We start from the raw sequence: 21,632 nt of genomic DNA on the forward strand, positions 1-21,632 counted from the left end.
TTATAAACCCTGTTGATATTTTTCCAACAATGCTTTTTTGTCGGTTTTGTGGTTGGTGCTGACTGGAATTTCATCAATGTGAATAAATTCAGACGGCATCATGTAAGACGGTAAATTTTGTACTAATGCGTCTTTGATCGCCTGAGTATCTGCACTTTGCTTGGCTGTATAGAAACACACCAAACGCAATACTGCGCCTGTGTTGCGCTTCAACGCCACTACTGCCACATTATCAAAGGCAAATTCCTTAAGGTTAAGGATTTTTTCTTCAATTTCTGAAAGTTCGATACGGTAGCCATTGAGCTTAATCTGCTCGTCTTTACGGCCTTGTACATAGAACAATCCATTTCTTTCAAAACCGTAGTCACCTGTTTTATAAGTGCGGTTATCTGCACTGTGTACTACCAAGCGTTTGGCATTTTCAGTTTCGTTGTTCAGATAGCCACGCATCACATGATTACCACTAATCCAAATCTCTTCGTCAACAATCTCTAATTTGGAATTAAGCACGGCAATGCCTACAGGCAACTCTTCTTCTGCCGCCAGCATATCAGGCGTAATATCAACGTAAGTTGTTGCTACAGTAGCCTCAGTCGGACCATAGGTATTGATAACACGGACACCGGGAAATTTTTGAAAAATCATATTTACTACAGGTTTGCCAAGTTTTTCGCCACAGAACAAAAATTCCTTCAAACTCGGTAAAGTAGCCTGACTACATTTAGGGTTGAGCAGCTGCTGCATGGCAAAAGAAGGCGTGGAAACCCAAGTAGTAATTTGTTGTTTGACCAAAAAATCAATCCAGGTGGCAGGATTAGAAATAGCATCACGACTGTTCATGACAATGCAACCACCGTAAGCCAAGTTGCCAAAGATTTCGTACATTGACAAATCAAACGCAAACGGAGCCTGATTCATAAACACATTAGGTGCGGCTAAATTAAGCTGCTCTTTCATCCATTTCATCAGGTTGAATACAGCTTCACGACCGATTTGCACCCCCTTAGGTGCGCCGGTTGTTCCTGAAGTAAACATGATGTAAGCCAAATCTTTTTCAGCCAACTCTACTTCTTCATCAGTCTGCTTTTCAAAAGTTTGCGTTGCCGAACGGTACACAAAACGTGCTTTCGACAGTTGGCAGATATTGTTCAAACGGCTTTCAGGATAAATACTATCCACCGGAATAAAAGGGATTTTGTTTAATAAGCAGGCATAAATTGCCACTGCAAAATCAATTTCTTTATGGCCGTGCAACACCAAAGGAATGTTTTTGGTAATATCTGCTATGCTTTTGTAAGCCTCGATAAATGCGGCTATTTTTACGCGCAACTCTTCCCAAGAACATTCCTGAGTATCATTAACTAACGCTTTTCCCGAAGTTTGGCTGAAACGGTATTCCAAAAAATCATCAAGATTTTGGAATTCATTTAATTGTTTCATGATTTAGCCTTTGTAATTATTTTCAACATATTGAATGATATTGGCTGAGTTTGCCAAAATATCAACCAGTTGCTCAAACGGCAAATCAACATCAAATTTTTGTTTGATGGCCATAACCAAATCCATTGCGCTCACAGAATCAATAAGTCCCGTAGACAACAATTCTTCATTTGCTGACACTTGTTTTTGTGCAACTTGTGAAATCAACGCCAAAACTTCGTTAGATACTGACATGGTAAGATCCTTTTATTAAAATTGAAATGATAACGCTTTGCACCCTGTGCATAACATTGTGATTATCCCATATTTTTTTACTTTTCAGGTAACTAAATATACAATAACCAAATAAAGCAATCCCTCTTTGACAACACTTACACCAAGCCATCTGAAAGCGTTTGTATTTTCAGCCAACCGGTTTCACGACTTCCAAACACAATTTTAATTAAGGAAAACCAATGACTATTCTTATCACCGGCGGTACCGGTTTTATCGGCTCGCATACCGCTATTTCGCTGATTGAAGCGGGCTACAATGTCGTAATTCTTGACAATCTGTGCAATTCCAGTATCAACATTCTGCCACGTCTAAAAAAAATCACTGGCAAAGATATTCCTTTTTATCAAGGAGATATCCGAGATCGCGCTATGCTGCAAAAGATTTTTGCCGAACATAAAATCCAAACTGTGATGCACTTTGCCGGTTTGAAAGCGGTAGGCGAAAGCAATACACTACCTATGAAATATTACAATTACAACGTATCGGGTAGCTTGATTTTGGCAGAAGAAATGGCTAAGGCAGGAGTATTTAGTATTGTATTTAGCTCATCTGCTACAGTATATGGTGACCCTGCACGTACGCCAATTACCGAAGATATGCCAGTAGGAGGTACAACCAATCCTTACGGCACATCAAAATATATAGTCGAACGTATTTTGACTGATATTCAAAAAGCCGACCCACGCTGGAGCGTGATTCTGCTACGCTATTTCAATCCTGTAGGCGCACACAAAAGTGGTTTAATCGGAGAATACCCAAATGGTATTCCAAATAACCTCTTACCGTATATCTGCCAAGTCGCTTTGGGTAAACTGACAGAGTTGTCAGTATTCGGAAACGACTACCCTACCCCTGATGGCACAGGTGTGCGCGATTATATCCATGTTGTTGATCTGGCCGATGGCCATTTGAAAGCTATGCAAAGCCATTCAACCAAGTCCGGTGTACATATATTTAATTTAGGCACAGGTAACGGCTATTCCGTACTAGATATGATCAAAGCCTTTGAAACTGCTTCAGGCCTGAAAGTTCCTTATCGAATTAAAGACCGTCGCCCTGGTGATATTGCTGTTTGTTACGCCGACCCTGCCTACACCAAAGCGCAGACCGGTTGGGAAACCAAACGCAATTTGGCGCAGATGATGGAAGACTCATGGCGTTGGGTCAGCAACAACCCAAATGGCTACGACGATTAAGTTGACTTAATACAGGCCGTCTGAAAGAGATGTTTTCAGACGGCCTCTTTATCTGAAAAACACACATTCTGTCTGCTATAATCCGTTTATATTATTTTGACTATCCTATGAAACTTATGAAAAAAATCCTTGTTACCGGCGGTGCGGGCTTTATCGGTTCTGCCGCTGTCCGTCATATTATCCAAAACACCCAAGACTCTGTCGTCAATGTCGATAAGCTGACTTATGCCGGCAATTTGGAATCTTTGACTGAGGTAGCCAATAATCCTCGCTATGCTTTTGAGCAAGTAGATATTTGCGACCGTGCAGAACTCGACCGCGTATTCGCACAACACCAGCCAGATGCCGTGATGCACTTGGCTGCGGAAAGCCATGTCGACCGCTCTATCGATTCGGCAGGCGAATTTATCCAAACCAATATCGTCGGCACATTCAATCTGCTTGAAGCGGCCCGCGCCTACTGGCAACAAATGCCGTCTGAAAAGCGCGAAGCCTTCCGCTTCCACCATATTTCTACCGATGAAGTCTATGGCGATTTGCACGGTACGGACGATTTGTTCACCGAAACCACGCCATACGCGCCGTCCAGCCCCTACTCTGCTTCTAAAGCGTCCAGTGACCATCTCGTCCGCGCATGGTTGCGTACTTACGGTTTGCCGACCATCGTAACCAACTGCTCCAACAACTACGGCCCTTACCATTTCCCGGAAAAACTCATTCCGCTGATGATTCTGAACGCGCTTGACGGCAAACCGCTGCCCGTTTACGGCGACGGTATGCAAATCCGCGACTGGCTGTTTGTCGAAGACCACGCACGCGCGCTGTATCAGGTTGTTACCGAAGGTGTTGTCGGCGAAACCTACAATATCGGCGGCCACAATGAAAAAGCCAATATTGAAGTCGTCAAAACCATCTGCGCCCTGCTGGAAGAGCTTGTTCCTGAAAAACCGGCCGGCGTGGCGCGTTATGAAGATTTGATTACTTTCGTACAAGACCGTCCCGGCCATGACGTGCGCTACGCCATTGATGCAGCCAAAATCGGCAGGGAGCTGGGCTGGAAACCTCAAGAAACATTCGAATCCGGCATCCGCAAAACAGTGCAATGGTATTTGGACAACAAAACCTGGTGGCAAAACGTATTGAACGGTAGCTACCGTTTGGAACGTTTAGGCACCGGAAAATAAGTTTTCAGACGGCCTGTTCCCATATTAGGCCGTCTGAAAATCATGCAAACACACACTACTCAGGAGAAAACCCATGAAAGGCATCATCCTTGCCGGCGGCAGCGGCACACGCCTCTACCCCATCACGCGCGGCGTATCCAAACAACTGCTGCCCGTGTACGACAAGCCCATGATTTACTATCCCCTGTCCGTATTGATGCTGGCAGGAATCCGCGATATTTTGGTAATTACCACGCCTGAAGACAACGCCTCTTTCAAACGCCTGCTCGGCGACGGCAGCGATTTCGGCATTTCCATCAGTTATGCCGTGCAACCCACTCCGGACGGCTTGGCACAGGCATTTATCATCGGTGAAGAATTTATCGGTAATGATAATGTCTGCTTGGTTTTGGGCGACAATATTTTCTACGGCCAATCGTTTACGCAAACATTGAAACAGGCCGCCGCCAAGACCCACGGCGCAACCGTATTCGGTTATCAGGTCAAAGACCCCGAGCGTTTCGGCGTGGTTGAATTTGACGAAAACTTCAACGCCCTGTCTATCGAAGAGAAACCGCAACAGCCAAAATCCGATTGGGCGGTAACCGGCTTGTACTTCTACGACAACCGCGTCGTCGAGTTCGCCAAACAAATCAAACCGTCCGCCCGCGGCGAATTGGAAATTTCCGACCTCAACCAAATGTATTTGGAAGACGGTTCATTGTCGGTACAACTTTTGGGACGCGGTTTTGCATGGCTGGACACCGGCACTCACGAGAGCCTGCACGAAGCTGCTTCATTCGTCCAAACCGTGCAAAACATCCAAGACCTGCAAATCGCCTGCCTGGAAGAAATCGCTTGGCGCAACGGTTGGCTTTCCGATGAAAAACTGGAAGAGCTGGCGCACCCGATGGCGAAAAACCAATACGGCCAATATTTGCTGCGCCTGTTGAAAAAATAATGTTTGAGGCCGTCTGAAACTTTTCAGACGGCCTTTAGATGAAAGATAAAACGATGAACATCATTGATACCGCCATTCCTGACGTAAAACTGCTTGAGCCGCAAGTCTTCGGCGACGCGCGCGGCTTTTTTATGGAAACCTTCCGCGACGAGTGGTTCAAAACCCAAGTCTGCAACCGCACCTTTGTGCAGGAAAACCACTCCAAATCCAGCAAAGGCGTATTGCGCGGCCTGCACTATCAAACTGAAAACACACAAGGCAAACTCGTGCGCGTGGTTGTCGGCGAAGTATTCGACGTAGCCGTCGATATGCGTAAAGGCTCCCCCACTTTCGGCAAATGGGTAGGCGAGATCCTGTCCGCAGAAAACAAACGCCAACTGTGGGTACCCGAAGGTTTCGCACACGGTTTCTATGTACTGAGCGACGAAGCCGAGTTCGTCTATAAATGCACGGATTATTACAATCCCAAAGCCGAACACTCGCTGATTTGGAATGATCCGACCGTCGGCATTGACTGGCCGTTGCAAGGCGAGCCGAACCTGTCGCCTAAAGACTTGGCAGGCAAAGTATTGGCCGAAGCCGTCACGTTTTAAAAAATAATTCGGGCCGTCTGAAAGAATGTTCCTCTTTTCAGACGGCCTACAATCCATTAATAACAATAATCGACGAAAACGCATTGTGAAAAACGCCTACATCCCCTCTCGCGGCATCCGCAAAATCCCCCATCTCTCCATCCTATTGCCTGAATTTCATATCTGCAAAGACGGAAAAGGAGCAGAGGCTGTTGTCGGCTGGGGTTTGCGCCCAACGACACACAAAGCGCGTGCTTTTGCCGCTGAACACCAGCTTCCCTTTATTGCTTTGGAAGACGGTTTTTTACGTTCGCTCAGCCTGGGCGTCGCCGGCTATCCGCCCTACTCCATCGTCTATGACGACATCGGTATCTACTACGACACCACGCGTCCTTCGCGTTTGGAACAACTGATTCTCGCCGCTGATACCATGCCGTCTGAAACCTTGGCTCAGGCGCGACAGGCGATGGATTTCATACTGCGACATCATCTATCCAAATACAACCACGCGCCCGAACTTTCAGACGATCATCCTTTGCGTTCCCCATCCAAACCCGAAACTGTCCTTATCATTGATCAAACCTTCGGCGATATGGCCATCCAATATGGCGGCGCAGATGCCTCTACGTTTGAACTGATGTTTCAGACGGCCTTGAATGAAAATCCGCAAGCCGATATCTGGGTAAAAACCCATCCCGATGTTTTGTGCGGCAAAAAACAAGGCTATCTGACCCAGCTGGCGCAGCAACACCGCGTCCATCTTTTGGCAGAAGACATCAATCCGATTTCTTTGTTGCAAAACGTCGATAAAGTTTATTGCGTTACCTCACAAATGGGCTTTGAGGCACTTTTGTGCGGCAAACCACTGACCACCTTCGGCCTGCCGTGGTATGCCGGATGGGGCGTGAGCGACGACCGCCATCCAAAAATCGACAGCCTTGTTCAAACCCAACGCCGCGCCCGCCGCAACTTGCTGCAACTCTTCGCAGCAGCCTATCTGCAATACAGCCGCTACCTCAACCCCAATACCGGCGAAGCAGGCAGCCTCTTTGATGTCATCGACTATCTGGCGACGGTCAAACGCAAAAACGACAAATTACGTGGTGAGTTATATTGCGTCAGCATGTCTTTGTGGAAACGCGCGGTTGCCAAACCGTTCTTTAACGTACCTTCATGCCGTCTGAAATTTATCTCCTCTACCCAAAAACTGGCAGGGGTCAAACTGTCCGATGATGCACGCATCCTAGCTTGGGGCAACGGCAAAGAGACCATCGTCCGTTTTGCCGAACAACACCACATCCCCCTGTTGCGCATGGAAGACGGCTTTATCCGCTCGGTCGGGCTTGGTTCTAATTTAGTCCCGCCGCTGTCGCTCGTTACCGACGATATGGGCATTTATTTCAATGCCGAAACCCCGTCACGTCTTGAACACATCCTGCAAAACCAAAACTTCAACGATCAAGACTTTCAGACGGCCTTGAAGCTGCAAAAAATGCTGACCGAAAACCACATCAGCAAATACAACGTCGGCAGCTCAGACTTCACCGCCCCATCAACCGACAAAACCGTAATCCTCGTTCCCGGCCAAGTTGAGGATGACGCGTCTATCCGCTACGGTTCGCCCCAAATCTATCGCAATCTGGATCTGCTCCGTACTGTACGCGAATGCAATCCCGATGCCTATATCATCTACAAACCGCATCCCGATGTAGTCAGCGGTAACCGTATCGGCCAGATTTTTCCTGAAGATGCTGCACGATATGCCGACCAAACCGCCGAACAAGCCGATATCCTGACCTGTCTCCAATACGCAGACGAAGTACATACCATGACTTCGCTGACCGGTTTTGAAGCCTTGTTGCGTGGCAAAAAAGTCAGCTGCTACGGCCTGCCTTTCTATGCAGGCTGGGGGCTTACCCAAGATCTGCTCCCCATTCCGCGCCGCAGCCGCAGGCTTGAGCTTTGGCAGCTGATTGCCGGTACGCTCATACACTATCCCGACTATATCCATCCCGAAACCCATCAGGCCATCAATGCGGAAACCGCTGCCCAAATCCTGATACGACAAAAAAATATGCAAAAAAACAACAACGGATTACATCGCGGGTACTTTGCTAAAAAATTAGGTAAAATCAAACAACTATATCGATCTTTCAAATAAACACCATCTAAATTAACGACACGTCATAAACTTGCCTCTATTGCGGCATCATTGCCTTTGCATCGTTAATTCTCTTGGCGTATGCTTGAAAGTTCAACCTAAAACTATTACATAAAAAACAAAACCACATTGCGACATGAAACAGACCGTCCTCAAAAACAACCTGCAAAACCTGCTTGAAAGCGCAGAAAATATCCTGCTGCTTCAAGGACCTGTCGGCAATTTTTTTCTGCGTCTTGCCAATTGGCTGACTGAAAATGGCAAAACTGTACATAAATTCAACTTTAATGCAGGCGACGACTATTTTTATCCGCCCACTCAAGCGCATACCGTTGTTTTTAACGACAACTACGATGCCTTTCCTGAATTTTTGCAAGAATACATCGTTCAACATCACATCCAGGCCGTTGTCTGCTTTGGTGACACACGCCCTTATCACGTCATTGCAAAACGCATTGCAAACGAAAACCAAGCCAGTTTCTGGGCGTTTGAAGAAGGCTATTTCCGCCCCTACTACATCACCTTAGAAAAAGACGGCGTCAACGCATTTTCCCTATTACCGCGCCGTGCCGACTTTTTTTTGGAACAATTCCCTAAGCTTGCCCAGCAGGAATACAAAGCGCCGACGCCGGTACGCGGCGGGTTTATGCCCATGGCCAAAAATGCCGTCCGTTACTATATCGAATTGTTCCGCAACCCGAACAAGTACCCAAACTACATCCACCACCGCGCATCCAATGCCGGCCATTACCTCAAACTGTGGTCAATCTCCATCCTCAAGCGTTTGAACTACTACATTGAAGACATCCAAATCGCCAAACGCGTGGAGGCGGGCAAATACGGCAAATTTTTTATTGTTCCCTTGCAGGTATTCAACGACAGCCAAGTCCGCATCCATTGTGACTTTTCCAGCGTCCGCAGCTTCCTGCTCCATATTTTAGCCTCCTTTGCCGCGCACGCGCCTGCCGATACCAACCTCATCATCAAGCATCATCCGATGGACCGCGGCTTTATCGACTACTCGTGCGACATCAAACGCTTTATCAAAAAACACCCCAAACTCAAAGGCCGTATCACTTACGTCCATGATGTCCCCCTGCCCGTTTTCCTGCGCCATGGCCTCGGTATGGTCACCATCAACAGTACCAGCGGCCTGTCCGGACTGATTCACAATATGCCAGTTAAGGTTCTCGGCCGTGCCTATTATGATATTCCCGGCATTACTGACCAAAATACCTTGGCGGAATTTTGGAATCATCCGACACCGCCTGACAAAGAGCTGTTCCATACCTACCGAATGTACCACCTCAACGTGACCCAAATTAACGGTAATTTCTACAGTCAGGTCTTTTTCCCTAACAAAAAAACCTCCGACTCTTCCACTCCAACAACCTGACTTAGCGAAAGAAAAGTTTAGGCCGTCTGAAATGTTTTTCAGACGGCCTGAAGCAATCAATATACCTTAGCTACTGCCATGTAAATAAAACACAAAAACCTGCATTTATCATTAACAATAAATTACAAAGACAGTATAATGACCGAGCTGTCATGAGCGCATACCGACTCAAGCTGAGCCTTTTGTAACACACAAAATATGGATGTATCCCTAGGCAAAACAATATAACAAGCCAAACATCCTAAAGATAAGCCAGCAAGACAATACACTCTACAAAACTATGCCGAGCAAAATTTTTACAAAGCTCTCAACCGGTATCGCCGCCCATATGCCGCAACATCCGTCTTCCACTTTATATCCGCCCGCAAACCATGACCGCTGCTCCTGAAATCCTCTACCGGCAAGCCGCCGCCCTTTTGGAACAATCCAATACTACCCAAGCCCTGCCCCTGCTGCAACAGGCCGCAGAGCAGGGATATACGGAAGCTGCTTTCGTATTGGGCGACCATCTGCTGCAAAACGGTCATCCGGAGCAGGCACTTCCATGGCTGGAAGCCGCCGCGGCCCAACGCCATCCCAAGGCACTCTTTATCCTGCTGCAACAACGCGAACGCAACGGTACCCCGACTGGACATCTTCTTAACGAATACGCCTGGCTGGGTGAGCAAGGTCACCTTGAAGCCCAATTAATCCTCATGCGTTACCATGCGCAACGCAACGATCCACAATCGCTCTACTGGGCAGAGCTTGCCGCCGCGCAATATGCCGCGCCTGCATATTACCATCTGGCACGTCATCATCAACGCCAAGGCGACGTTGCAACAGCCATCGAACAATACGAAAAAGCGGCCGCGCTCGGCGTGACTGTCGCCTACTGGCAACTCGGTCAAATTTACTTCTACGGCACAGGTGTCAACCCCAACCACGGACAAGCCGAACAATACCTCGAACAAGCCGCGCAAGCCGGCCACATCGCCGCACAAATCCTGCTGGCCGACCTTCTTGCCGCCCAACGCAAACCCGAAGCCTTAGAATGGTATCGTCGTGCCGCCGATAAGGAGCAAGCGGAAGCACAGGCCAAGCTGGCCCAATACGCCCTGACCGGCGAACTTTCCGAACGCGATCCGTTCCAAGCGGCACGATATGCCAAAGCCGCTGCCGAGAAAAACCATCCCGAAGCGCTGAAAATCATGGGCGACCTCTACCGCTACGGCCTCGGCATTAAAGCTGACAACCATGTCGCGCATGATTACTACCACCGTGCTGCCGCGCTGGGTTCTGCCGCTGCCGCACAAAAACTCATCAGCGACGCCGCGCTGTACCATCCGCAACAATACGAACAAATCAAAACAGCCGCCCTGCAACAGCAACAAACCGAAACCATCTACCATTTGGCAGAAGCACAAGCCCACGCCATCGGCCGTCCTGCCGACTACAATGCCGCGCGCAAAAATTACATGGAAGCGGCCGAGTTCCATCATAAAAATGCGGCGGCAGCCTTAGGTCGCATCTACCATTACGGCCTCGGTACGGCACAAGACCCTCGGGCGGCCGCCCACTGGTACGCCATCGCTGCCGAACAAAACCACCCTTCCGCCCAATACCACCTCGCCTGTTTTTACTATCACGGACAAGGTGTAAGCTGCCATGTTCCGACCGCCTGCTACTGGCTGCAGGCCGCCATCAGCAACGGCCACACTTCGGCCGAATCATTAACATCCCTATTAGAACAATGGCGCCACGAAGTGCACCATACCATCGGACAAAAGGCCGTCTGAAAATATTTACACTCGCATTTTTTGACAATCTTTAACTATTCCCCTAATATTTGCCAGTTATTTTTCACGGACACGTCATTGTTTTCATTTCTTTCTGAAAACGCCTTGTCCGCGCATCAATACCATGACACTCGGCGGATAACGCCAAGCGTTGAAACACACTACATCCGGAACAAAAACGGATGCTCGGAAAAACATTTCTAGGAGGTGAAACAACATGGAATGGGAATTCAACAGTTATTACACACTGATTGCCGCCACGCTCGTGTTGCTGGTTGGTAAATTTCTGGTTCAAAAAATCAAATTCTTAAGAGACTTCAATATTCCCGAGCCGGTCGCCGGCGGTTTGATTGCCGCTATCGTCCTGTTCGCCCTGCACGAAGCCTACGGCGTCAGCTTCAAATTTGAAAAACCGCTGCAAGATGCGTTCATGCTTATCTTCTTTACATCCATCGGTTTGAGCGCCGACTTCTCCCGTTTGAAAGCGGGCGGTTTGCCTTTGGTTATCTTTACCGCCGTGGTGGGTGCATTTATCATCGTCCAAAACTTTGTCGGTGTCGGCTTGGCGAGCGCATTGGGCTTGGATCCGCTGATTGGCCTGATTACCGGTTCGATTACCCTGACCGGTGGTCACGGTACCGCCGGTGCATGGGGTCCTGACTTTGAAAGCAAATTCGGCCTGACCGGCGCAACCGGCTTAGGTATGGCTTCTGCAACATTCGGCCTGGTATTCGGCGGTTTGATCGGTGGTCCTGTTGCACGCCGTCTGATCAACAAAATGGGCCGTAAACCTATCGTCAAAACTGCCAAATCCGACGACAACGATGCTACTGATGACATCTTCGAACAAGCACAGCGCACCCGCCTGATTACGGCTGACTCCGCTGTCGAAACGCTCGCGATGTTTGCCGCATGTTTGGCTTTTGCCGAAATCGTGGACAGCTACGACAAAGCCTTCTTCGACTTGCCTAAATTCGTATGGTGTCTGTTTGCAGGCGTGGTCATCCGCAACGTCTTGACTGCCGCCTTCAAAGTCAATATGTTTGACCGCGCCATCGACGTATTCGGTAACGCCTCCCTGTCCCTCTTCCTGTCTATGGCTCTTCTGAACCTGAAACTGTGGGAATTGACCGGTCTGGCAGGCCCTGTAACCATCATCTTGGCCGTACAAACCGTCGTGATGATTCTGTACGCCACTTTCGTTACCTACGTCTTCATGGGTCGCGATTACGACTCTGCCGTATTGGCAGCCGGTCACTGCGGCTTCGGTTTGGGTGCCACCCCGACTGCCGTTGCCAACATGCAGTCCATTACCCAAACTTTCGGCCCGTCTCACAAAGCCTTCTTGATTGTGCCTATGGTGGGTGCGTTCTTCGTTGACTTGCTCAACGCCGCCATCCTCTCCGGCTTCATCAGCGTCATCAAAGGCTGATACGTCTGACATAGAAAAGCACTTGCCGCATTTACTTGCTGCAAGTGCTTTTGTTATGATAAGCACGTCAGGCCGTCTGAAAGGCCGTCATCTTCAGGAGTACCCATGTACAAAAAAACCGCTTCCGTATTGATTTTAAGCACGATTCTTCTTGCCGCATGCAGCAAAGAAGAGCCGAAAGCCGCGCTTGATTGCGCCCAACCGGCCACACTGCAAAACATCCGTACCACCATCGAAGACACCCTCAAACAACAAGCGCGCTCCTTTGCCCGCAATGACAACCGCCAATTCGTCGATGCCGACAAAATCATCGCCGCCGGCCTCGAATTAGAAACCCTGCTTGAAGACCCCAAAGAAACCGAAGACGACGGCAAAGCCATCTGCCGTGCCAACCTCAAAATCCGCATTCCCGACACCATCCTCAAGACGGCCATAGACAACAGCCCGCTGATTTACGGCAGCACCCCGTTGTCCGACATGCTCGAACAAAAACTGATGGGCAGCAACCTGACCTTTGAAAACAACACGTTCAGCACCACCCTGCTCTACACCCCCGACAAAGACGGCAAACTGATTCTCGAAGACAACACCCTGAGCACCACCGCCCAAACCCTTTCCGCTACCCTGCTGCCCTACGGCGTGAAAAGCATTGTTATGATAGACGGCAAGCCTGTATCCAAAGAGCAGGCCATCAAGCTGCTGCAAAACCAAAACACGGAAGAGCCGCCGACTGTCAATCCGCAAGACATCCTTGAAAACAACGCCGCCAGCCAAGCTGCCGGCCTGACCGATGACGGCGACGATTCAGATTACGAAGTCCTGCGCCCCGACCATGAAACCCAACGCAACGAGCCGCCCGGCCTCAGCCAAAGCGAACTCGACAACGCGCGCGCGCAAAACCGTCAGGCGGACGGCGAAATCAACGACCTCTGGGGCGGCTTAGACAGCGATGTCAAACAACAAATCCTCGGCGAACAACGCGCCTGGATTCAAAGCAAAAAACTCAACTGCCAACAAGCAGCCGCGTCCGCAGACAACTCCGCACAAGCAGAATACCTGCGCCTGCAGTGTGAGACCCGCATGACCCGCGAACGTACGCAATACCTGCGCGGCTATTCCATCAACTAAAACCGATAAGGCCGTCTGAACATTCAGACGGCCTACAAGAAAGCACATCACATCATGCAATACCGAATCCACCGTGAAGGCAATGCCCAAAACACACCCTCTTCAGCCTCCACACCCGTCGACAACTGGGAGCGCAACACCCTGCGTGAAGTCCTCCTCGCCGCCTACCAAGAACAGCGCCGCGCCCGCATTTGGCGCAATATCTGGCGCGGTGTCGCCGTCCTCATCTTCCTCAGCCTGATCTTCGGCTTCGCAGAAGAAGAAGGAAAAACCACGAGCATCCAAGCCCGCAGCGAACACACCGCCGTTATCGACCTGACCGGCGAAATCGGCAACGACATCGACGACCAAGTCCAAATCCTGCGCGACAGCATGGAAGCCGCCTACAACAACGGCAACGCCAAAGCCATCATCATCCGTGCCAACAGCCCTGGCGGTTCGCCTGTCGTGTCCAACACGGCCTTTAACGAAGTCCGCCGCCTCAAAGCCGAACACAAAGACATCCCTGTCTACCTCGTTGCCGAAGACATGTGCGCTTCCGGCTGCTACTACATTGCCGCCGCAGCCGACAAAATTTACGCCGACCCTTCCAGCATTGTCGGCAGCATCGGCGTGATCGGCGGCGGTTTCGACTTTACCGGCCTGATGGACAAAGCCGGTGTCAAACGCCGTCTGAAAACCGCCGGCAGCAACAAAGGTATGGGCGACCCTTTCACGCCTGAAACCCCGGCACAAACCCAAATTTGGGAAACCATGTTGGGCGATATTCACCAAGAATTTATCAAAGCCGTCAAACTCGGCCGCGGCGCAAGGTTGAAAGACAAACAGTATCCTGACGTTTTCAGCGGCCGCATCTATACTGGCAAAGAAGCCAAACAGGTCGGCCTGATTGACGACTTCGGCAGCATTTACAGCGTTGCCCGCGATGTCGTCAAAGCCCCCGAGCTGGTCAACTACACGCCGCAAGACGATTTCAGCAAAATGCTCAGCCGCCGCTTCGGTGCGGAAGTGAAGGCTAAAGTCAAAGAAACTTTGTCTGAAATTTGGTAAACCAAAAAACCCAAAGACCGTCTGAAACCCAAAACATGGGGCTTCAGACGGCCTTTTTATATGGTTTTTAAAATAAAACGCTGATTATTGTCCAAGCATCCATCGGCTTCATCAAATCGGCAGGCAGATGCTCCCTGATGATGCTGTTACAGGAACACATTACGCCTGCGAACGATTAAACCTTCACGCTTCAGACGGCCTGCTGCATATTGTGCGCCATATCAAGCGCGGCACGAACGGCGGTAATCAAACTGCCGGAGTCGGCTTTGCCCGTGCCTGCCAAGTTCAAGGCAGTACCATGGTCGACGGAAGTGCGGATAAAGGGCAGGCCGAGGGTGATATTCACGCCTTCGCCGAAACCGGCGTATTTGAGCACCGGCAGCCCTTGGTCGTGATACATGGCGAGGACGGCATCGGCATCTTTGAGCAGGAAGGGTTGGAACACGGTATCGGCCGGATAAGGGCCGCGTGCGTCTATGCCCTCGGCCTGCAGGGCATGAAGTGCCGGAATAATGGTGTCAATTTCTTCGTGTCCCAAATGGCCGCCTTCGCCCGCGTGGGGATTGAGGCCGGTAACGAGGATGACCGGTTTGGCTATGCCGAACTTATGGCGCAGGTCGTGTTCAAGAATGCGGACAACCGACTCGATTAAAGGCTTCGTGATGGTGGCGGAAATATCTTTCAGCGGCAGATGGGTGGTGACCAATGCCACACGCAGGCCGCCGCCGGTTAACATCATGACGACTTGTTCGGTATGGCTTTTTTCGGCGAGGTATTCGGTATGACCGCTGAAAAAGCCGTTGCCTGCGTGGGCATCGTTGATGATGCCTTTATGCAGCGGCGCAGTAACCATACCGGCAAACAGGCCGTCTGAAATGCCTTGATACGCCGTATCCAGCAGCCGGAGAACATACGCGGCATTGGCAGGATTGAGTTCGCCTGCCCGACACTCGGCATCTAAAGGAATATGCAGGACTTCGAGTTCGCCCTTAGGCAACGGTTCAGCCGCTTGGGCTTGAAAGTCGCGCAGGATGACGGATTTGCCGAGCTGTTCGGCCCTTTGCGCCAACAGGTTTTTGTCGCACAAAACAACGGGGCGGCAAGGAAGGTCGGCGAAAGCCAAATCGAGGCAGATGTCGGGGCCGATACCGGCCGGTTCGCCGGAAGTGATGGCGAGAATGGGAGCAGTCATGGTGTTTCTCGGTATGGTTTACAGTATTTGGACAACGTCAGGCAAAATGCCTGCCCTACTTTTGCAGATTAACACAAATACAAAAAGGCCGTCTGAAAACAGTTTTTGCTTGGTCAAACTGTTTTCAGACGGCCTTGTCTGTTTACCGTTTTATACTTAAGAACGGCGGCCGATCATGCGGTACAAAACGTCGTGGCCTTGAATGCGGTGGACGACAACCATGGCGATATGGCCGGCGACAAGCGCGAAGAGCAGCCAGCCGAGTTTGCCGTGCGCCATATTGCCGAGGTTGGACATCCATTCGATTTTCTCTGGCGAACCCTGCATCACTTCGACACCGAATACTTTCAACGGACCGCGACCGCCGCCGTATTGGCGGATCATGCCGATAACGGGAACGGCGAGCATGAGAACGTAAAGGGCAAGGTGGCCTGCTTTGGCGGCAAAGCTGTCGGCGGCAGGGCGTTTGGACGCATTGAGCAAAGCCCAAACAATGCGCATGGCAATCACCAGCAGGGTGATGAAACCGATGGATTTATGCACGCCGAAGAGCGATTTGACCCATTCTTCGCCATCGTAGATGGTCCAAACGGTAATGGTGGAGAGGATGCCGATGAAACCGAGTACGGTCAGCCAGTGCAACGCGCGCGCGACGGCATCGTAGGTTTGTGGACGTGTAGCGGTCATAATGTTTCCTTGTTTTTGATTTGTTTGGTTTTTTGAATCGGCGGCATTGTAACAAAAATGTCCAACCAATTATGTTGCCTTTTTGAAGAGACTTCGTAAATGTTTGGAAAATTTGAAGAAACGGCGGTTTTATCCGTCAGGCTGCCCGGGCCGTCTGAAAACAAGGGCAGGAATACCACCTTCTATGCCGAACTCGGGCTAAAATAGGCGTTTTTATTCTCGGGTACGCATCGATGCAGGTTTGGATTCGGCGGTTTGCGCTGTTGCTTCTGCCTTTAAGTTTCTTAGCGGTCATGGTGGCCGCGCCTTTGCTGTCGCTGGCGTTTTACGACGGCGAAGGCGCTTGGGCGGAAATGGTGGCTGATGACTATATGCGCCTGCGCTTGGGCTGGACGGTGGCACAGGCGGTTTTGACCTGCGTCTTGGTCACGGCTTTGGGCGTGCCTGCGGCGTGGGTGCTGGCGCGGATGGACTTTGCCGGACGGCGCACGGTTTTACGCCTGCTGATGCTGCCTTTTGTGATGCCGACTTTGGTAGCAGGCATGGGCGTGCTGGCCTTGTTTGGCGCACACGGTATGCTGGCGGCAGGTTGGCAGGACACGCCGTGGCTGCTAATTTACGGCAACGTGTTTTTCAACCTGCCGGTTTTGGTGCGCTCGGCGTATCAGGGATTTGTGCGTGTGCCGCAGGCGCGGTTGCTCTCGGCGCAATCTTTGGGCGCGGACGCGTGGCGGCGGTTTGTCTGGGTCGAATGGCCGGTGGTGCGCGCGTGGGTTGCCGGCGGCGCGTGCTTGGTGTTTTTATATTGTTTTTCAGGCTTCGGACTGGCCTTGCTGCTCGGCGGTGAACGTTTTGCGACGGTGGAAGTGGAAATCTACCGGCTGGTGGCGTACGAGTTGGACATGGAACGTGCGTCGGTGTTGGTGTGGCTGGTGCTGGCGGTTACAGCGGCGGCAGGCGGTTTGTATGCGTATTGGAGCAGGCGCGTGACTGTGGATAAGTCGGTCTCGCCTTTGCCTCCGCGTGCGCCGATATGGGCTTGGGAAAAATGGCTGACGGCAACGGTATTGGCCATGTTGGCAGTATGCTGCCTGCTGCCTTTGGCGGCGGTGTGGCTCAAGGCGGTATCGGCAGGCTCTTCGTGGGCAGTCTTGCTGGAAGCGCAAACGTGGGCGGCGGTGTGGAATACCGTCCGTTTCTCTGCGGCAGCGGTGGCGGCGGCAACGGTTTTAGGCGTGCTGTATGCGGCGGCGGCACGGCAAATGGCGTGGTTGCGCGCGCTGATGTTTTTGCCGTTTATGGTGTCGCCTGTGTGCATCGCGTTCGGCGTATTGCTGCTCTATCCGCAGTGGACGGCTTCGCTGTGGCTGCTGACGGCGACTTACGCGCTGTTGGCGTATCCGTTTGTGGCCAAAGACGTACTGGCCGCGTGGGACGGTTTGCCCAAAGATTACGCGGCGGCGGCGCGCACCATGGGCGCAAACGGTTTTCAGACGGCCTGTTATGTAACCGCGCCTTTATTGAAACCGGCCTTGCGGCGCGGTCTGACTTTGGCTTCGGCAACGTGTATCGGAGAATTTGCGGCCACATTATTCCTGTCGCGCCCCGAATGGCAGACGCTGACTACTTTGATTTACGATTATCTCGGGCGCGCCGGTGCGGACAATTACGGACGGGCGATGGTGTTGACGGCGGTATTGACCGCTTTGGCTTTGACGGCATTTTTGCTGGTGGACGAAGCGGAAGGGCAAAAGGCCGTCTGAACGTAGTCGGCTCAAATTCCCTTCACTTTCACTACACTATTGCCGCGCCTTGTGTCGAAAATTGATTGAATCCGCTATATAATTTGTTTTTAACCGCACTCAACACGACCTATCATGACCGACTTAGAAACCAAACGCCTTGAAACCCAAGCCATGCTGGACAATGCCGACTTGCTGTTTGACCAAGAACAATGCCGCGCGGCCTTGCAAAAAGTTGCCGACGACATTACCCGCGACTTGGGCGGCAAATACCCCCTGCTCTTGCCTGTCATGGGTGGTGCGGTGGTGTTTACAGGGCAGCTGCTGCCGCTGTTGCGCTTCCCTTTGGACTTTGACTACGTCCATGTTTCCCGCTACGGAGACAAACTCACAGGCGGCGCGTTCAACTGGAAACGCATACCCGACCCCGAGCAAATCAAAGGCCGTCATGTAGTCGTTTTGGACGACATCCTGGACGAAGGCCACACCATGGCCGCCATTCAGGAAAAACTGTTGAAAATGGGCGCGGCAAGCTGCCGTGCGGCTGTGTTTGCCAACAAACTGATCGACAAAAAAAAACCAACCAAAGCCGATTATGTCGGTTTGGACGTGCCCAACCGCTACGTCTTCGGTTACGGCATGGATGCCGCCGGCTGTTGGCGCAACCTCGGCGAAATCTACGCCTTAAACAATAAATAAAACAAAGGCCGTCTGAAAAATCTTCAGACGGCCTCAACCCCAATAATAGGAACACATCATGATAGGTTTGTTAATCATTACACATGAAACCATAGGTGAAGCCTATCGCGGTTTGGCCGACCATTTCTTTCCCAACGGCTTCCCCGAAAATCTCCACATCCTCGGCGTACAGCCCGACGAAGATCAAAACGACATCATCAACAACGCCATCGCCGCGTTGCAGGAATTTCCCGACAACCGCGGCGTGCTGATCATGACCGACATCTTCGGCGCAACCCCGTGCAACGCCGCACGCCGGCTGGTGCGCGAAAACAAATCCGCCATCCTGACCGGCCTCAACGCCCCGATGATGATTAAAGCCATCCAATACTCATCACAAGCCGAAAACCTCTCCGACTTCACCGAAACCGTCAAAGAGGCCGCCATCCGGGGCATTTTCGCCATTACATCCGCACCTGAAGACCTGGTGTGCAAAGAACACGGCTAAGGCCGTCTGAAAACATTCACTTTACGAACATTACATTTAGGGGACATTCATGCTCAAACAAGAAATCGAAATCATCAACAAACTCGGCCTGCACGCGCGCGCTTCCAGCAAATTCACCCAAACTGCCTCCCAATTCCAAAGCGAAGTCTGGGTCACCAAAAACGGCAACCGCGTCAACGGCAAAAGCATCATGGGCCTGATGATGCTGGCCGCAGCCAAAGGCACCGTGATTGAGCTGGAAACAGAAGGCGCAGACGAAGCCGCCGCCATGCAGGCGTTGACCGACCTCATCAACGACTACTTCGGCGAGGGCGAATAATGAGCATCGTCCTACACGGTGTAGCCGCGGGCAAAGGCATTGCCATCGGCCACGCCCACCTCATCACGCGCGGCACAACGGAAGTTCCCCAATACGACATCGATCCCGACAAGCTCGATGCCGAAGTTACCCGTTTCGACAACGCCATCAAAGCCACGCGCAAAGAATTGGAACAGCTGCGCGGCGCGATTCCCGAAAATGCCCCGACCGAATTGGGCGCGTTCATCTCCCTGCACCTGATGCTGCTGACCGACGTTACCCTCTCGCGCGAACCCATCGACATTTTGCGCGAGCAGAAAATCAACTCCGAATGGGCATTGAAACTGCAAAGCGACAAGCTCGCCGCCCAGTTCGACAGCATCGACGACGACTACCTGCGCGAACGCAAACAGGACATGCTCCAAGTCGTCCGCCGCATCCACAACAACCTTGTCGGTCAGAGCAACGAAATCAACCTCGCCGGCAACCTGTTTGACGACACCGTCCTCATCGCGCACGACCTCTCGCCTGCCGATACCGTATTGTTCAAAGAGCAGCACATTACCGCCTTCGTGACCGATGCCGGCGGTCCGACCAGCCACACCGCCATCTTAGGCCGCAGCCTCGACATCCCGTCCGTCATCGGCCTGCACAACGCCCGCAAACTCATCACCGAAAACGAAATCGTCATCGTCGACGGCATCAACGGCGTCCTCATCATCGATCCCGACGAAGTCGTCCTCAACGAATACCGCCGCCTCGCCCGCGAATACCGCAGCCACAAGCGCGAACTCAACAAAATCAAAAAAACCGCCGCCACCACGGCCGACGGCATCAACATCGAACTTTTGGCCAACATCGAATCCGCCGAAGACATCAAAGCCCTGCACAACTTCGGCGCAGACGGCGTCGGCCTGTTCCGCAGCGAATTCCTCTACCTCAACCGCGACAACATGCCGACCGAAGACGAACAATACGAAGTCTACGCCGGCATCGTCAAAAAACTCAAAGGCAAAAACATCACCATCCGCACCGTCGATTTGGGTGTCGATAAAAATCCGCGCTGGTTCGGCCAAAACAGCACGCCCAACGGCAGCCTCAACCCCGCGCTCGGCTTGACCGGCATCCGTTTGTGCCTCGCCGAGCCGGTCATGTTCCGCACCCAAATGCGCGCCATCCTCCGCGCCGCCGCCCACGGCCCCGTGCGCATGATGTGGCCGATGATTACATCCATTTCCGAAGTGCGCCAATGCCTTATCCATCTGGACACGGCCCAACGCCAGCTGACCGAACGCGGCGAAATCTTCGGCCCGGTCAGCATCGGCTGCATGATTGAAATCCCGTCCGCCGCCATGACCGTCGGCAGCATCCTCAAGCTCGTCGATTTCGTTTCCATCGGCACCAACGACCTGATTCAATACCTCCTGTCGGTCGACCGCGGCGACGACAGCGTCAGCCACCTCTACCAACCCGGCCACCCTGCCGTCCTCAAAACGCTGCAACACATCATCCGCACGGCAAACCGTATGGAAAAAGGCGTCTCCATCTGCGGCGAAATGGCCGGCGATACCGTCTTCACCCGCCTATTGCTCGGCATGGGCCTGCGCCGATTCTCCATGAACCCCAACAACCTGCTTTCGGTTAAAAACATCATCCTGCACAGCCACACCGGCCATCTTGAAAACGATGCCGCCAAAATCCTGCGCTGCGAAGACCCGGAAAAAGCCGAGAAACTGATTAAAATCCTCAACCAAAGCGAACAGGCGGAATTACAGGCCGTCTGAAAAATATAGGGCGCAAGTGAAATAAAACTTTTATGCCTCCACCAAAGGCCGTCTGAACCCTGATTGCAAGGTTTCAGACGGCCTTGTTTTCAACCAAATACCTTTTATTTTTTTGCAATAAAAAACCCTTTACCGATCCATTCCAGCTACTGCCCACTATGGCTTTAGGTACCCCATATCATTCCTTTTT

General features: G+C 51.5%; 19 protein-coding genes. 15 read left to right on the forward strand and 4 right to left on the reverse strand.

Annotation, left to right across the window (positions count from 1 at the left end; translation table 11 throughout):
- Window positions 1–1,440, reverse strand: coding sequence for an AMP-binding protein (locus DBY95_RS07055; protein ID WP_107723848.1), 1,440 nt, complete (start codon window positions 1,438–1,440; stop codon window positions 1–3).
- A 3-nt stretch (window positions 1,441–1,443) separates the two neighbouring features.
- On the reverse strand, window positions 1,444–1,674 hold the full coding sequence (locus DBY95_RS07060; RefSeq protein ID WP_003747973.1) for an acyl carrier protein: 231 nt from the start codon (window positions 1,672–1,674) through the stop codon (window positions 1,444–1,446).
- Window positions 1,675–1,895: 221 nt separating this feature from the next.
- Between DBY95_RS07060 and galE the strand changes: the two genes are divergently transcribed.
- From galE to DBY95_RS07110, 10 genes are all read left to right on the forward strand, one after another.
- Window positions 1,896–2,912, forward strand: a complete 1,017-nt coding sequence (gene galE / locus DBY95_RS07065) for a UDP-glucose 4-epimerase GalE (RefSeq protein ID WP_107723849.1) — start codon at window positions 1,896–1,898, stop codon at window positions 2,910–2,912.
- Window positions 2,913–3,028: 116 nt separating this feature from the next.
- On the forward strand, window positions 3,029–4,096 hold the full coding sequence (rffG, locus tag DBY95_RS07070) for a dTDP-glucose 4,6-dehydratase (protein WP_107723850.1): 1,068 nt from the start codon (window positions 3,029–3,031) through the stop codon (window positions 4,094–4,096).
- Window positions 4,097–4,169: 73 nt separating this feature from the next.
- Entirely contained in the window at window positions 4,170–5,036 is an 867-nt protein-coding gene (gene rfbA / locus DBY95_RS07075) for a glucose-1-phosphate thymidylyltransferase RfbA (protein WP_107723851.1), read from the forward strand.
- Between the two features lie 53 nt (window positions 5,037–5,089).
- Window positions 5,090–5,629, forward strand: coding sequence for a dTDP-4-dehydrorhamnose 3,5-epimerase (gene rfbC, locus DBY95_RS07080; protein ID WP_199903873.1), 540 nt, complete (start codon window positions 5,090–5,092; stop codon window positions 5,627–5,629).
- Window positions 5,630–5,654: 25 nt separating this feature from the next.
- Complete coding sequence (locus tag DBY95_RS07085; RefSeq protein ID WP_107723853.1) at window positions 5,655–7,769, forward strand: capsular polysaccharide biosynthesis protein; 2,115 nt, start codon at window positions 5,655–5,657, stop codon at window positions 7,767–7,769.
- Between the two features lie 136 nt (window positions 7,770–7,905).
- Window positions 7,906–9,165, forward strand: coding sequence for a capsule biosynthesis protein (locus DBY95_RS07090; protein ID WP_107723854.1), 1,260 nt, complete (start codon window positions 7,906–7,908; stop codon window positions 9,163–9,165).
- Between the two features lie 371 nt (window positions 9,166–9,536).
- Window positions 9,537–10,943: a tetratricopeptide repeat protein gene (locus tag DBY95_RS07095; protein ID WP_107723855.1), complete on the forward strand. Its 1,407-nt coding sequence runs from the start codon at window positions 9,537–9,539 to the stop codon at window positions 10,941–10,943.
- Window positions 10,944–11,160: 217 nt separating this feature from the next.
- Window positions 11,161–12,375 carry a sodium/glutamate symporter gene (gene gltS / locus DBY95_RS07100; RefSeq protein WP_107723856.1) on the forward strand — a complete coding sequence of 405 codons (1,215 nt, stop codon included), beginning with the start codon at window positions 11,161–11,163 and terminating at the stop codon, window positions 12,373–12,375.
- A gap of 105 nt (window positions 12,376–12,480) precedes the next feature.
- Window positions 12,481–13,503 (forward strand): lysozyme inhibitor LprI family protein, encoded by a 1,023-nt coding sequence (locus DBY95_RS07105; RefSeq protein WP_107723857.1) that lies wholly within the window; start codon window positions 12,481–12,483, stop codon window positions 13,501–13,503.
- 54 nt (window positions 13,504–13,557) lie between these two features.
- Window positions 13,558–14,553, forward strand: coding sequence for a S49 family peptidase (locus DBY95_RS07110; protein WP_107723858.1), 996 nt, complete (start codon window positions 13,558–13,560; stop codon window positions 14,551–14,553).
- 190 nt (window positions 14,554–14,743) lie between these two features.
- Here DBY95_RS07110 and pdxA read toward each other — a convergent pair whose 3' ends face one another.
- Together pdxA and DBY95_RS07120 are read right to left on the reverse strand one after the other, a co-directional pair.
- Window positions 14,744–15,745: a 4-hydroxythreonine-4-phosphate dehydrogenase PdxA gene (gene pdxA / locus DBY95_RS07115; protein ID WP_107723859.1), complete on the reverse strand. Its 1,002-nt coding sequence runs from the start codon at window positions 15,743–15,745 to the stop codon at window positions 14,744–14,746.
- Window positions 15,746–15,901: 156 nt separating this feature from the next.
- A complete protein-coding gene (locus DBY95_RS07120; protein WP_107723860.1) occupies window positions 15,902–16,432 on the reverse strand; it encodes a cytochrome b in 531 nt (176 codons plus the stop codon).
- Window positions 16,433–16,665: 233 nt separating this feature from the next.
- On the opposite strand from DBY95_RS07120, the gene DBY95_RS07130 reads away from it, so the two are divergent.
- The 5 genes from DBY95_RS07130 (at window position 16,666) to ptsP (ending at window position 21,442) form a co-directional block, all read left to right on the forward strand.
- Window positions 16,666–18,195, forward strand: a complete 1,530-nt coding sequence (locus DBY95_RS07130) for an ABC transporter permease (protein WP_107723862.1) — start codon at window positions 16,666–16,668, stop codon at window positions 18,193–18,195.
- Between the two features lie 114 nt (window positions 18,196–18,309).
- Window positions 18,310–18,873 carry a hypoxanthine-guanine phosphoribosyltransferase gene (locus tag DBY95_RS07135; RefSeq protein WP_107723863.1) on the forward strand — a complete coding sequence of 188 codons (564 nt, stop codon included), beginning with the start codon at window positions 18,310–18,312 and terminating at the stop codon, window positions 18,871–18,873.
- Window positions 18,874–18,931: 58 nt separating this feature from the next.
- Complete coding sequence (locus DBY95_RS07140) at window positions 18,932–19,360, forward strand: PTS sugar transporter subunit IIA (RefSeq protein WP_049344952.1); 429 nt, start codon at window positions 18,932–18,934, stop codon at window positions 19,358–19,360.
- A gap of 49 nt (window positions 19,361–19,409) precedes the next feature.
- A complete protein-coding gene (locus DBY95_RS07145; protein ID WP_003683718.1) occupies window positions 19,410–19,679 on the forward strand; it encodes an HPr family phosphocarrier protein in 270 nt (89 codons plus the stop codon).
- On the forward strand, window positions 19,679–21,442 hold the full coding sequence (ptsP, locus tag DBY95_RS07150) for a phosphoenolpyruvate--protein phosphotransferase (RefSeq protein ID WP_107723864.1): 1,764 nt from the start codon (window positions 19,679–19,681) through the stop codon (window positions 21,440–21,442). Before DBY95_RS07145 ends, ptsP begins: the two co-directional genes overlap by 1 nt.
- Window positions 21,443–21,632 lie beyond the last annotated feature (190 nt).

The organism is Neisseria subflava, from assembly GCF_003044935.1.
Classification (GTDB): Bacteria; Pseudomonadota; Gammaproteobacteria; order Burkholderiales; family Neisseriaceae; genus Neisseria; species Neisseria subflava_E.

Bases quoted from the DNA above. Each gene is read 5' to 3' on its own strand.
- rfbA (WP_107723851.1), top strand. From the start codon at position 4,170: ATGAAAGGCATCATCCTTGCCGGCGGCAGCGGCACACGCCTCTACCCC.
- DBY95_RS07060 (WP_003747973.1), bottom strand. From the start codon at position 1,674: ATGTCAGTATCTAACGAAGTTTTGGCGTTGATTTCACAAGTTGCACAA.
- DBY95_RS07095 (WP_107723855.1), top strand. From the start codon at position 9,537: ATGACCGCTGCTCCTGAAATCCTCTACCGGCAAGCCGCCGCCCTTTTG.
- DBY95_RS07085 (WP_107723853.1), top strand. From the start codon at position 5,655: ATGTTCCTCTTTTCAGACGGCCTACAATCCATTAATAACAATAATCGA.
- rffG (WP_107723850.1), top strand. From the start codon at position 3,029: ATGAAAAAAATCCTTGTTACCGGCGGTGCGGGCTTTATCGGTTCTGCC.
- DBY95_RS07110 (WP_107723858.1), top strand. From the start codon at position 13,558: ATGCAATACCGAATCCACCGTGAAGGCAATGCCCAAAACACACCCTCT.
- gltS (WP_107723856.1), top strand. From the start codon at position 11,161: ATGGAATGGGAATTCAACAGTTATTACACACTGATTGCCGCCACGCTC.
- DBY95_RS07105 (WP_107723857.1), top strand. From the start codon at position 12,481: ATGTACAAAAAAACCGCTTCCGTATTGATTTTAAGCACGATTCTTCTT.
- DBY95_RS07140 (WP_049344952.1), top strand. From the start codon at position 18,932: ATGATAGGTTTGTTAATCATTACACATGAAACCATAGGTGAAGCCTAT.
- DBY95_RS07090 (WP_107723854.1), top strand. From the start codon at position 7,906: ATGAAACAGACCGTCCTCAAAAACAACCTGCAAAACCTGCTTGAAAGC.
- DBY95_RS07055 (WP_107723848.1), bottom strand. From the start codon at position 1,440: ATGAAACAATTAAATGAATTCCAAAATCTTGATGATTTTTTGGAATAC.
- galE (WP_107723849.1), top strand. From the start codon at position 1,896: ATGACTATTCTTATCACCGGCGGTACCGGTTTTATCGGCTCGCATACC.
- DBY95_RS07130 (WP_107723862.1), top strand. From the start codon at position 16,666: ATGCAGGTTTGGATTCGGCGGTTTGCGCTGTTGCTTCTGCCTTTAAGT.
- DBY95_RS07120 (WP_107723860.1), bottom strand. From the start codon at position 16,432: ATGACCGCTACACGTCCACAAACCTACGATGCCGTCGCGCGCGCGTTG.
- pdxA (WP_107723859.1), bottom strand. From the start codon at position 15,745: ATGACTGCTCCCATTCTCGCCATCACTTCCGGCGAACCGGCCGGTATC.
- DBY95_RS07135 (WP_107723863.1), top strand. From the start codon at position 18,310: ATGACCGACTTAGAAACCAAACGCCTTGAAACCCAAGCCATGCTGGAC.
- DBY95_RS07145 (WP_003683718.1), top strand. From the start codon at position 19,410: ATGCTCAAACAAGAAATCGAAATCATCAACAAACTCGGCCTGCACGCG.
- rfbC (WP_199903873.1), top strand. From the start codon at position 5,090: ATGAACATCATTGATACCGCCATTCCTGACGTAAAACTGCTTGAGCCG.
- ptsP (WP_107723864.1), top strand. From the start codon at position 19,679: ATGAGCATCGTCCTACACGGTGTAGCCGCGGGCAAAGGCATTGCCATC.